Annotated in this window: 12 protein-coding genes and 1 pseudogene; 3 read left to right on the top strand and 10 right to left on the bottom strand. The window is 58.2% G+C overall.

The genetic code is table 11. The annotated features are described in order from the left end of the window. Positions 1-42: 42 nt before the first annotated feature. The 9 genes from P775_RS19750 to P775_RS19710 all read right to left on the bottom strand — a co-directional run bounded on the left by P775_RS19750 (position 43) and on the right by P775_RS19710 (position 7,956). Complete coding sequence (locus P775_RS19750) at positions 43-1,557, bottom strand: amidase (protein ID WP_099912608.1); 1,515 nt, start codon at positions 1,555-1,557, stop codon at positions 43-45. A gap of 57 nt (positions 1,558-1,614) precedes the next feature. Further along, a complete protein-coding gene (locus P775_RS19745; protein WP_099912607.1) occupies positions 1,615-2,322 on the bottom strand; it encodes an ABC transporter ATP-binding protein in 708 nt (235 codons plus the stop codon). Next, the gene (locus P775_RS19740; RefSeq protein ID WP_099912606.1) at positions 2,312-3,043 is read right to left on the bottom strand and encodes an ABC transporter ATP-binding protein; all 732 of its coding nucleotides are present in this window, start codon (positions 3,041-3,043) and stop codon (positions 2,312-2,314) included. The genes P775_RS19745 and P775_RS19740 overlap by 11 nt, the downstream gene beginning before the upstream one ends. After that, positions 3,036-4,082, bottom strand: coding sequence for an ABC transporter permease subunit (locus P775_RS19735; protein ID WP_099912605.1), 1,047 nt, complete (start codon positions 4,080-4,082; stop codon positions 3,036-3,038). Before P775_RS19735 ends, P775_RS19740 begins: the two co-directional genes overlap by 8 nt. A gap of 13 nt (positions 4,083-4,095) precedes the next feature. Next, positions 4,096-4,962 (bottom strand): branched-chain amino acid ABC transporter permease, encoded by an 867-nt coding sequence (locus P775_RS19730; RefSeq protein ID WP_099912604.1) that lies wholly within the window; start codon positions 4,960-4,962, stop codon positions 4,096-4,098. Positions 4,963-4,986: 24 nt separating this feature from the next. Continuing rightward, complete coding sequence (locus tag P775_RS19725; protein WP_099912603.1) at positions 4,987-6,222, bottom strand: urea ABC transporter substrate-binding protein; 1,236 nt, start codon at positions 6,220-6,222, stop codon at positions 4,987-4,989. Positions 6,223-6,511: 289 nt separating this feature from the next. Beyond that, the gene (locus P775_RS19720; RefSeq protein WP_425439923.1) at positions 6,512-6,649 is read right to left on the bottom strand and encodes a transposase; all 138 of its coding nucleotides are present in this window, start codon (positions 6,647-6,649) and stop codon (positions 6,512-6,514) included. A 144-nt stretch (positions 6,650-6,793) separates the two neighbouring features. Next, positions 6,794-7,093 carry a hypothetical protein gene (locus P775_RS19715; protein WP_143520949.1) on the bottom strand — a complete coding sequence of 100 codons (300 nt, stop codon included), beginning with the start codon at positions 7,091-7,093 and terminating at the stop codon, positions 6,794-6,796. A 470-nt stretch (positions 7,094-7,563) separates the two neighbouring features. Then, positions 7,564-7,956 (bottom strand): GFA family protein, encoded by a 393-nt coding sequence (locus P775_RS19710; RefSeq protein ID WP_099912600.1) that lies wholly within the window; start codon positions 7,954-7,956, stop codon positions 7,564-7,566. Positions 7,957-9,156: 1,200 nt separating this feature from the next. Between P775_RS19710 and P775_RS19705 the strand changes: the two genes are divergently transcribed. Continuing rightward, a complete protein-coding gene (locus P775_RS19705; protein ID WP_143520948.1) occupies positions 9,157-9,423 on the top strand; it encodes a hypothetical protein in 267 nt (88 codons plus the stop codon). Between the two features lie 38 nt (positions 9,424-9,461). Here P775_RS19705 and P775_RS29935 read toward each other — a convergent pair. Further along, positions 9,462-9,721: pseudogene (locus tag P775_RS29935) on the bottom strand (IS6 family transposase); the annotation flags it as partial. 281 nt (positions 9,722-10,002) lie between these two features. On the opposite strand from P775_RS29935, the gene P775_RS19695 reads away from it, so the two are divergent. Together P775_RS19695 and P775_RS19690 are read left to right on the top strand one after the other, a co-directional pair. Continuing rightward, on the top strand, positions 10,003-11,373 hold the full coding sequence (locus P775_RS19695; RefSeq protein ID WP_099912598.1) for a sensor histidine kinase: 1,371 nt from the start codon (positions 10,003-10,005) through the stop codon (positions 11,371-11,373). 54 nt (positions 11,374-11,427) lie between these two features. Further along, positions 11,428-12,075 carry a 2-oxoglutarate and iron-dependent oxygenase domain-containing protein gene (locus P775_RS19690; protein WP_099912597.1) on the top strand — a complete coding sequence of 216 codons (648 nt, stop codon included), beginning with the start codon at positions 11,428-11,430 and terminating at the stop codon, positions 12,073-12,075. The last annotated feature ends 54 nt before the right edge of the window (positions 12,076-12,129 follow it).

Here is a 12,129-nt window from a genome sequence, read left to right as displayed (position 1 = left end):
CCTGCAGGGGCGGGCAGTCTCACCGGGGGGTACTCTGTTCGCTTACCAGTTCGTCCAGTCGCCCGATTTCTCGAACGCGTCGGCAAGTGTATAAAGCGTGCTTTCGTCCCACATCTTTCCCACAAGCATCATACCGACCGGCAGGCCATCGACCTTGCCGCAGGGCACCGATATTGCCGGGTGGTGGGTGATGTCGAAAGGTGCTGTATTCGCGAGAATTTCAAAACCACGCTGGATGATTTCTTCGCGGCTGGCATCGGGGGCAGGGATCGGCGTCGCAACCATCGGCACAGTCGGCATCAGGATCGCGTCGTAATCCGCCAGCACCGCATCATAGGCGGCGCGAAGTGTTCTCACGATGTTATGAGCCTTGCCGTAGTACCGCTTGCCGTGCTGATCGTCGGCGTATTGCGCGAAGAGCATGCCGCATTTAAGCGTCTCGGACAGCTCATCAGCACGTTCGCGCCAGCCGCGATGAAAATCCATGAAGCTGGTCACATATAGATCGGGACGCGAGGTTCCGTAGCCGTCACCCAGCATCATCGTCTGTGTCAGACCTTGAAGGCCGATGGGCGTCCAGATTGCCGGACCCATCAGGTGCAGGGGGATCGATACCTCTTCCACCGTTACGCCGAGCGCCTCAAGCTTCTTTGCCGCTTCGCGCACCTTGTCGTCGGAGGCGGATTGCGAATTGGGATGGTCAAAGCCTTCCTTGAGGATGGCGACCTTCATACCCTTGACAGGTTTGTCCAGCGCATCCGTATACTGAGATACGGAAATGTCGATCTGGCGGCTGTCATAGCCATCCGAGCCAGCAAGCACTTCGAGCATCAGCGCGCTGTCGGCAACGGTCGCCGTGATCGGGCCGGTATGGTCGATGGTGATCTCGATCGGCACGATGCCGGTATAGGGCACAAGGCCATGCGTCGGTTTCATGCCAACGGTGCCGCAGAACGCTGATGGCATCCGGATCGAGCCACCCTGATCGCCGCCGATGGCCATGTCTACCTCGCCCTTCGCGACCAGCGCGGCCGAGCCCGAAGACGATCCGCCTGCCGATTTCGTAGGGTCATGCGGGTTGCAGACAGGTCCCAGTGCCGAAGTGTGCGACCCGCAGGACATGCAGAAGCATTCGCAATGCGCCTTGCCGACGATGGTGGCGCCAGCATCCAGCAGCCGCGTCACGATGGTGGCATCGACGTTTGGAACGTAGCCTTCGAGCGTGGAAGAGCCGTTCATCATCGGCACGCCCGCGAGCATGACGTTGTCCTTGAGAACGACGGTCTTGCCCTTAAGCTTGCCTTCGGCTGCGCCGGTTACGGTGGATTTGACGTACCAAGCATTCAGTTCGTTGTCTTCGACCGGCGGGCGCACGCCGGGGGTGCGGGGATAAGTGACCTCGGGCAGAGGGTCGATCATCAGATCAACCACGTTATACGCATCGACATAGCCCTGCATCAGCCCCTGGAAGGATTTCACATCCTCGGGCGACAGGTGAAAGCCAAGGCGGTTTGCCACATGGGCCAATTGTTCTTCGTTCGGAAGTTTCACAGACATCCGGTCAGTCCTTGTATTGATGGAAATGGTCGCGTCCCTGCCGGGGCGCTGACATGGTCAGGCGGTGAAGCCCATAAACGCGCTCACGGCACTGGAATCGGTCAGTTCGCTTTTGGGGATCTCACGTTCCAGAACACCGTTCGAAATGGCGTAGACCCGATCCGACAGGCCGGTGATGAAATCGAGATTCTGTTCCACCAGCACGATGGTGATGTCGATCTTCTGGGTCAGTGCCGCGAGCGTTTCCGAAATCTCGTCGATGATCGACGGCTGTATCCCTTCGGTCGGCTCGTCCAGCAACATCAGGCGTGGGTGCCGGGCAAGACAGCGGGCCAGCGCGAGAAGCTGCTGTTCGCCCCCCGAAAGCGCCCCACCGCGCCGGTCCAGCAGACGCTTGAGACGCGGAAACAATTCGAGCATTTCGTCGGACGTACGCACGACCTCGGCCTTGGTACCAGGAATGGCGACATGCAGGTTTTCCTCGACCGTGAGGTTGGGAAAAATCTGCCGCCCTTGCGGAACAAGGCCAATACCCATCTTGGCACGTGCGTTCACGGCTGTGCCAAGAATAGAGGCGCCGTCGAATTTGATTTCGCCCCCAGTGACCTTTACATAGCCCATGATGGAGCGCATCAGCGTGGTCTTGCCCATGCCGTTGTGGCCAAGGATACCGACCACCTCGCCCGCTTTGGCGTGGCAATCGACGCGGTGCAATGCAGGCACCAGCCCATAGGCCGCCGACAGGCCCTTTACCTCAAGCAGCATTTGCCTGTTTCCCCAGATAGATCTCCTGGACCTCGCGGTCCTGCATGATGTCCTCGATCATCGCCTCGCGGAAGATGGCGCCGCGATTGAACACTGTGACGAACTTGGCGATCTGGCGAATAAAGGCCATGTCGTGTTCGACCACCACCACCGCGGCAGATCGCGCCGATTCCAGCACCAACTGCGCCAGCCGATCGCGTTCATCGCCGGTCATCCCGGCCGCGGGTTCGTCCAGCAGGATCAGTTTCGGCTCCCCCGCAAGCACCATGGCCAGTTCGACCAGCTGGCGTTGGCCGTGCGACAGCAGGCCTACCTCACGCTTGGCAAGATGGGTGATTCCGCAGCGTTCGAGCGTGGCATGAGTCAGTTCTCGGGCAAGGGGCGCAAGGTGCTTGCGCCGGGCCGACAGACGGACATTTTCATAGGCGGAGACGCCGTCGAAGACATTGGGCACCTGGGTCTTGATGCCGACCCCAAGATTTACGATCTTGTGCGTCAACGCCCCCGTGATCTCTTGCCCAGCAAAAGTCACGGTCCCTTTGGTTGGAGTTAACTGACCGGTAAGGCATTTGAAGAATGTCGATTTCCCGGCTCCATTCGGCCCCAGAAGACAGCGTAACTCACCTTCGCGCAGGTTGAAATCGACGTTGTCCACCGCTGTCACCCCGCCAAACTGCATGGTCAGCCCGCGCGTTGTCAGAATGTTATAATCGTCACTCATGTTTCACCGCCTTTCGTGTCACCGCGTCCCGATTCGGGCGACGATTCCACAGTGTCCAGCCGTTCATTGCCAGCATCTTTGCCGTCGGAACGATGCCTTTGGGCAGTGCCAGCACCAGCACCATCATGATCGCGCCAAGCACGGCGATGGAATTCACCACATCCACAGTACCCAGTTTGAGCGTCAGCCATTGCAGCAGGATGCAGCCGATGATCGGCCCTGCCAGTGTGCCCACACCGCCAGCCATGACCCAGACCAGCGCCTTGGCCGACATTTCCATCGACACCGAGTTTGGGTCGATGAACGATTGATACGTGGCCCACATCGCCCCGGCGAGCCCCGCAATGCCGCCGCCGATGGCAAACACGATCACCTTTTGGAGACGCACGTCATAGCCCAGCAAGGAGGCACGGGTTTCGTTTTCGCGGATACCGATCGACACGCGTCCAAAGTCGGACGCGATCAGAAACCGCAGTGCGATGTAGATGATGATGAGTATAGCCATAAAGACCTGAAACATCTGGGCCGGGTCGAGCCATGCGCCGGTATCGCCCGGAATGTGCAACGTCGGGATCGACGGGATGCCGTTAAAGCCCCCAAGGCGCGCCTTGCCGATCGAATACTCTGGTCCCGCAGTGTGGTTGATTAGCTTCCAGAAAATCAGCGCCACCACCAGCGTGACGACGCCAAGGTATACATCCGACAGACGGCCATAGAACATGAAATACCCAAGGGCAGCGCCAAAGATCGTCGGGATGATGAAGGCCAGCACCATCGGGATCGTAGTGCTGCCCATGTTGATCGAGGCGACGGCAAAGGTATAGGCGCCAAGGCCGAAGAACGCCGCCTGACCAAAACTCAGAATACCACCGAAGCCCCAGATATAGCCGAGCGACAGCGCGAAGACCGACAGGACGACGTATTGGGTAAACTGCATGATCGTGAAGAGATCCAGCATCACCGGAGCAATGAACATTACGGCGAGGCCGATCCCAACCATGACGTAGAATCCGGGATCGCGGATAACAGATTTTTCCATAAGTCCCAGTTCCTTACAATGATTTCTTGAAGATGCGGCCGGTGATGCCCTGCGGCAGAAGTCGCAGCAGAACGAGAGCGGCCAACAGCAGAGCGGCATCGCCATAGACCGGCCCAGTGAGGAAGGTCATGCCCTGGCTGATCGACCCCAGCAGCCCCGCAGCCGCCAAGGTGCCTGTGATGATCGAAGCACCTCCGGTGATCACGGTGATGAAGCTCTGGGCGATGAAATTGACCCCCATGGTCGGCACCACGCCGGTCATGGGCGCCAAAAGCGCACCGGCAAAGCCAGTGACCGCTGATCCGATCCCGAAGGTCGCCATGTAAACCCAGCGCGTCGGAATACCCAACGCCTCTGACATGTCCGGGTTCTGCATGGTGGCGCGGGCGATCAGCCCCGCCTTGGTAAATTTCAGCACAGCCCAGATTATCAGCAGCAGCGCGATGGCCGCAAAGATCAGCACGAAGTTATAGCGCGGCACCTGGTAGGCGCCGATGCTCATCCCGCCCAGCGGCGTCGCAACACCTGTGACCGAATTGCCGAAGATCATCGTCACACCGCCGATCATCAGCATCGAAAGCCCCCATGTCGCCAGCAGGCTGTCAAGGATGCGCCCGTAAAGCCGCTGGATCACCAGCCGCTCGACGATGACGCCGAATATGCCCACAACGATGGGCGCAAGAACAAGCATGGCCACCCATTCGTTCACGCCATGGCCGGTGGAAATCACCACCGTATACCCGCCAAGCATGAGGAATTCCCCATGGGCAAAGTTGATGATGCGCATCATGCCAAAGATGATCGCCAGCCCCGAGGACAGCAACACCAGCCAGGCAATGGCGCGCACCATTTCAAGGGCGATTACAAGTGTATAATCCATTCTCGTCTCCTGCGCCCTGCGTTATCAGAGGCTGATTTCGAAGTGCTGGTTCGAGTCGGGGTTGGCGACCAGATCACAGACCATCTGCGTGTCCGCAGGCGGGCTGTTGGGATAGCTTTCGAGGATGTTGAAAATTTGATCCTGCAATTCCGCGATGTAGACGTCGCGGATGGCATGCTGGGTCTTGGGGTCGATTTTCACCTTGCCCGCAGGCATGTCATAAGTCTTGCCCGAAGTCAGCACCTCGAGCAGCGCGTCGCGATCAGTTGTGCCCGCATCTGCGACTGCATCGGCCCACATCTTGACCCCCTCGTAGGTCACTTCCGAAATCTCGGACATCACCCAATCCTTGTCGGGATAGGCCGCCGCAACCTTTGCCAGGAAGGCTTTGTTGGTCGGGTTGTCGATTTCCTCGAAATAGCCAAAAGACGCGGTGATACCGTTGCCTTCTTCTGCGGTCAGGATCAGCTGGTCGGACCCGCCTGCGCCAAGAACGGTCGACATCACCGGGATTTCCGACTTCATGCCTGACGCCGCCCACTGACGGTAGAACCCTAGGTGCGAGGTGCCAACCAGTGCTGACAGCACGAAATCCGGCTTGGCGCCCTGGATCTTGGAAATGGTCGCCCCGAACTGTGCAACGTCCAGCGGAAAGAATTCGGTTTCAACGACCTCTCCGCCGTTCTCTTCGACGTAACGCTTAACCCAGGCCGCGGTGATGTGGCCATAGTTGTAATCCGCCGCGATGGTATAGACCTTCTTGCCATAAAGCTTCATGCCATAAGGGATCAGGCGGGCGACGGTCTGCGCTGGGGTGGTGCCAAGCGTGATTTCGTTGCGATCACACACACCGCCTTCGTATTGCGTGTTGTAGAAATAGAAAGTCTTATAGCGGTGAAAAATAGGGCGAATGGTTTCGCGCGATGCTGATGTAATGCCGCCCATGACCACGTCAACACGGTCCTTCAGCGCCATCTGCGTGGCGTACTGAGAATAGAGCGACATATTCGACTGCGGATCGTAGATCACTGGCTCAACCATCTTGCCAAGCAGGCCACCGGCCTCATTGATTTCGTCAATGGCAAGTTTGAACACCTGGTTCATCGGAACACCGACCGAGTCGAGAGCACCGGACAGGTCGTGAAGACCGCCAATCTTGATCGTGTCACCGGCTGCGCGCGCGACGAGAGGCGCAGCCAGCGCTGCCGCGCCCGCCATGCCGGTGGATCGCAGGAATGAGCGTCTGCTGAACTTGGTCATGTCTGTTCCCTGTTGATGTATGGTCGATTTTTGTCGTTCTGCCTGACGCTTCCTCATCTGCTTGAAAATACAAATATCTATTTCGTTAAATTAATGCATTGTACGTTTGATGAGTGCTTTTTGAGCATAGTTCATAGATAAATGTTTTAAAACTAAGCACAACTGCACTATCAGAAACACTCTGGCGCGCTCACGAGCTGATTTTCAGCACCATCCGCAGCCAAATCAAGGTCTAGATCCACGGATTGCCATGAATGGATATAATTGCCATTTCAATAACACGGGGATTTCAGTCAGTGATCAGGGCACAGCTCCTCCGGCGCAGAGCCTGCCAGTCGTCATTCTGCTCGAACAAGACGGCATCAACGAGACGCATAATGTCCTCCTCGTTCGGAAATATCCCGACGGCATCAGCATGCCACTTCATTGCCTTGTTGTGACGTGCCAGTGGGTTCGTGTTGTGTAAGTTGTCCGATGTGGAGCAGGGAGGGCGATGTAGGCCAGCGAGATGAACGACCGCGAGCGTCTGATGTGGTGGAACGAACCCGCAGGAGCCCGTTCCTTTTTTTCGCTAATGCGGGTGTGCAATCGGAACCGTGAGCTCGTCTTCATCCGGGCACATCTGGCGATGATAGCGGATCAACGCGTCAGCTGAGCGGAAATGTTTCGGCACGCCAGAGGTCGAGGTGAACACGGGTTGTTCGAACTCGTCCGGGTGAACGCCAAGGACCACCCAGACCCGCTTTCCGGTTATTGGATTTTGTTGGGCTTCATAGCGCAGGCGCCCGCCGTCTTTGATGAAGCGGCGCACCCTGTTGCCAAGCAAGAGGGCACGTTTATGAGAGGCGAGGGTGTCACTAGAGTGAGTCATGATCTGCTCCTTCCTGATCATTCAGGTGCTGGGTCCGCCAAGATATCGGCGGCGCTCCATTCTCCTTCGGTCTCTGGCTGGCTGGCCGCTCTGGACAGGCGGTTGACGTGAAACAGAGCGGTGATCTGTCGGTCTCGAGCCTAAGCTGCAAGTTGCCTTTTCCACGCAGCTGAGCGTCGGGTGGAGATCAACATGGCACACCGATCTGTTGTTAGACACTGATCTGATAGGATATTTTGCCCCAAGGCTGAACCAAGATGAGGCGCGCTAAGCAAAAAGACGCCAATCCGCGTCAGGGCTTGCGGACGCGCCGATGACAGACGGCCGCATGTGCGCAGGATGCCGAAGATGCTATGGCGACGCCTATCCTTCGGGCAGCCACCCCGGAACCGCCCGAACAGCGCCGCGGCGTCACTCTCGTGAACCCAAACACCGCGGACCTTTGTCCACGAGAAGTCGACGGGGGCAGGCTATTCTTTGGTTCGCCCGGGGGTCTCGCGATCACGCGCATATTGCTCTGCGAGTGGTAGCGGCGGCAGCCAGGATTCGCGCCGGATGGTCCACAGTTCGTAGGTTGGCACAAGTTGATCCGGTATATCCAACGCACCAAGATGCACTTCGATTTCGTCCAGAGATCGTGAGAAGACCGACGACCCGCAGGTTGGGCAGAAGGCCCGGCCAACGTAATCGCGGATTTCGCCCTCCATCTTCACGGCATTTTCCGGAAAAACTGCAGAGGCGTGAAACACGGCGCCATGATGTTTGCGACAGTCGAAACAATGACACATGCCAACACGCAAGGGGCTGCCAAAGGCTTCAATGCGGACCTTGCCGCAGAGGCAACCACCGGTGAACCTTTGCATGCTGTATCTCCCTTGGCCTCGAAACCTGTCGCAGCACATTGCCTATGGATATGGATATGGGCCTGGGCAAGCGTCACGGGCCGTCTGGTGCGCCACAGCTCTGTGTTGTCTAGAATTGCAGCTGGTCGGCTCGGGAGTTACGCCGAATGCCGTGTTCGGTGCGGCCCAATGGATCGAGAGCGGAGACCCTGACAGACCACGGGTGTGACCCTTCCAAGTAAAGGCACCAACAGGTTAGGTGCTGTCGAGGTGAGATACACCCATTGAGCAAGTCTTCGTGCAAATCCCTTCGGGTCGCGGCCGTGGGCTGCCGCCCAGATCCGTGACCCGAAAGGACCGGGCCCTAGTCTTCGCCCGGCATACCGGCCGAAGACGCGAGCCTTTGCGCCTGACCTCCCTGCGGCCCTGAGGCGGCGATGACTGTCTTTACAAGCCAGCCTTCGCCGCGGCCGCAAGTCGGGCAGACCCAAAGTCTCGGCCCATTCGGGTGACGGTCTTCCCTCGCGGGGCTCGGCCTTTTGCAGGCGCTGTCCTGTATTCCAAGGTAAAATCCAGACGCTCGGGTTATCCACAGTTTCTGTGGATCGAACGGTGGACAGTGCGCTGAAGCGCCAGGGCTGGCTGGCCCTCCCGGCCATGCCTGCATTTTGAGCACTGAGAGGAATCTGGAGAGAGCCGCGCGGGCGCGCGGCTCGCATTCCTCCAAAGTCAGGGTAGGGGATCGACGCGGGCTCTGGCCCGCGCTCACCCCCACCCTGGCATGTTTCATGAGTTGGTCCGCCCAACAGACCTGCCCCGGAAAGTCAAAAGACAAGCGCCGCTGCGCGTCGTCTCCGACAGGGGCCGTGTCCTCGGCCCTGTGCCTGCGGGCCTGATGCCCCCTTCACGGCCCTCTACGGGATGCTCTGACCGACCGCCGCCTGTGCGCGTCTCGCATCTCACGTGGAAACTCGGGCCCAGGCTGGTTTTGGAGTCCAGAGGCGGAGATGCCCGAGGGCACCCCCGCCTCTGGACGTGCGCTGCTCGCGCGCAGGCCGCGAGGCGGCGAATGTGATCCGGGACCACATTTTGGTTTGGGGAGGAGACGAATGCAGGATAGGCTAAGCGCCAGCATTGTGACACAAATTGATGACATGCCGCAAAAGACAGAGACCGTCAAAACCCGCGCCCCCCCCCGATCTTCGCGCCAGTCTCGAAGCCGTGGCAGAGGGAGCGGGGCTGACCACCTCGGGGCTTCTGCGGTTGCTGCTCGAGACTGTGACAGAGGATGCAGACACCCCGTCAGCGCCCCCGCGGCTTGCCTCAAAGGCGCGACGGGAAGGCAAGGTGACGGTCCGTCTGGCCGAAGATGTGCGCGCCAAACTCGAGACGGAGGCCAGGGGGCAGGGCGTCGCGGTGTCCACCTGGGCCGCCACGCTTCTCTCGGCGCGGATGCGGCAGGAGGCCTTAAGCGGAGTTGTCACATAAACTGAACATGGTCTGGTCGGACGCGATTACGATAAAGATCACGCGATGCTTGCTGCCGCTTTCCAAGCATCGAATGCTTCCATCCGATGGTACCGATGGTCAGGGCCGCGCGACGGCGGGATGGTAGGGCAAAGCGATTGCGGGTGGCTGAGAGGATGGAAACGAAGCGTTGCAACCCGCCGGGCGTCCGGACCCCCTGCATCGATCGCTCGTGTTTTCGGAAAGGCAAATGGCAGTTCTCAGCGCGATTATTCAGTCCCTTGTGAGACCAATGATCGAGACCGGACGCGACAGAGGTGTATGCATGACGATAGCTATGTCCAAACACCGACGCGAGCAACCGAACGCCGGTTAACGTGACAACGCCTCCTGAGCAGTTCGGGCCGGTAGATGATCCCCGCGGAGTACACTCTCAGCGGATGGGCCATGTTGATCAGCCGTGACCTCGCCAAAAATGGGGAGTTGTCACGGTTAAGATTCAGTTCATCATCGTGAAGTAAGTTTTAAGCCGAGCGGTTGCCATGACCGCACCAGCACGATGTAATTTTGCGGATATCAGTCATTGCAGGAGCGAGGCGTGTGAACCAACCTTTATTGCGGTCAGAAGAGCGCTTTCACGACCAGAGCTTCCGGTCAGTTGCCCTACGCACGCTCAATGCCTTCGCCGTTGATGTTATGACCATACCGAATGCGAACGACCTGTTCTGGTATGTCGCTCAAAACGTCGTCGGAAAGCTCAACTTCGTCGACTGCGTGATCTACACGTGCGATCTTGATGAAAAGGTCCTGACACAGTCCGCAGCGATGGGCGAAAAAAACCCTTTCGGTCGCAGCATCGTCAACCCTCTGCGAATCCCATTTGGTCAGGGCATCACAGGTTGCGTCGCACAAAACCGAGAAGCGATCATTGTCGAAGACCTGCTTGAACATCAAAGCTACATCTTGGATACCAAGCCGGCGCGCTCGGAAATCTGTGTCCCGATGATACTGGGTAACCGTGTACTCGGTGTGATCGACAGCGAACATCCCGACGTGGGCGCATTCGGGTCGGCCGAGCTCGAAATCCTGACCACGGTCGCGGCGATGACCAGTGCAAAGCTCGCACTTCTGGAAGAGGCCGAGCTCTCAGAGAGGCGCTACCGAAACCTCGTCGAAGCGCATGCGCGGCTATCTCGGGAGACTTCTAACCGCCAGGCACTGGAGGCCGAACTTTTCGAAGCGAGGCGGCTGGAATCCATCGGCAGGCTCTCCGGCGGATTTGCCCACGACTTCAACAATATTCTGACTGTCATATCGGGTAATCTCGATCTATTGGACGAGATTGGCACCGCCAGTGATACAACTGCAGAAACATGCCTTTTGGATGCGCGAACGGCAGCAACCAAGGGGGCCGGGCTGATACGTAGCATGTTGGCGTTCTCCCAACGGTCCCGCCTGGAGCCCGGGCCCGTTGACCTGCAAGATCTGGTTCAATCCACGTTGCAATGGAGCAAGCAGATCTTGCCCGACACCGTGAATGTCACTGTACAAGCCGCAGACACTCTTTCGCGGACCCAAGTAGACAGAAACGCCGCCGAGGGTGCCCTGCTGAACCTTATACTGAACGCACGGGATGCGATGCCGGATGGCGGTCATCTCGCCTTCGAGATCGACAATTTCACTTACGCCTTCCAGCAGTCTGGCAGATTTTCCACTCAGCTCAGCCCGGGCGACTATGTTCGGCTGAGCGTTCATGACACCGGGATCGGGATCGCGGAACATAAAATTCAGCAGATCTTCGATCCGTTCTACACCAGCAAGCCAACCGGTTCCGGCCTCGGTCTTTCGACCGTTTACGGTTTCATGCAACAGTCGGGAGGCGCAGTGACCGCCACATCGGCTCTGGGCGAGGGCACCACGTTCCACCTTTACTTTCCAGCTGATGTCCGAACTGAAGTAACCTCTCGTTAGTCTTCTTCATGCTTTCCATGGGTCTGTCGGGTTTACGAAAGACTGGAGAGAATCATGGACCAACCGCCATTAATCAGCTTGTCGGTATTGCACAGCGAGGATCTGGATCAATACCAGCGGCTCTGCAACGAGATTGGCGTCGCCGCCAGAGAGTTCGGTTTTCTGCGCATTTGTGACCACGGCATTGATCTGAAGCTCATCGAAGCGACCTACGCGTGCGCCGAGCGCTTTTTCAGAATGCCCGATGCGTTCAAACGGAGCTACTATATCGGCAACAGTTCCAACCACAGGGGCTATGTTCCATTCACGGAAAAAGGAGACTATCCCGACGAAGTAAGTCGGAATTACGAGGCGTTTGATCTCGGCCTCGACCTTCCTATTACGGATCGGCACTACCTCGTCGGCAACCGGCTGCTCGGTCCGAATGTCTGGCCCGATATGTCGGAGTTCAGGGGCACCGTTTCCGAATATTACAGGCAAATTTCGGCTCTTGGGCGGTTGCTGTGTGAGTGCCTGGAGGCATATCTTGGTCTGAGGACCGGATCGATCACCAGCCAGATGAGCAAGCCAATCTCACAACTTCGCCTGCTCCACTATGTCCGCAACAGCGATCTGCGAGACCACAGGTCCGTAAACATGGGCGCGCATACGGATTATGAGTGTCTGACCCTTCTGCACACGCGCAACGAGGGCTTACTGTAGAGCGTCAACCACCTTGTCCGCGGGCGACAACCAATTTGGCCGGTTTTGAGGCCG

Source organism: Puniceibacterium antarcticum, from assembly GCF_002760615.1.
Classification (GTDB): Bacteria; Pseudomonadota; Alphaproteobacteria; order Rhodobacterales; family Rhodobacteraceae; genus Puniceibacterium; species Puniceibacterium antarcticum.
The sequence above is the reverse complement of the archived record's forward strand: the minus strand, read 5'-3'. Positions and strand labels throughout refer to the sequence as shown.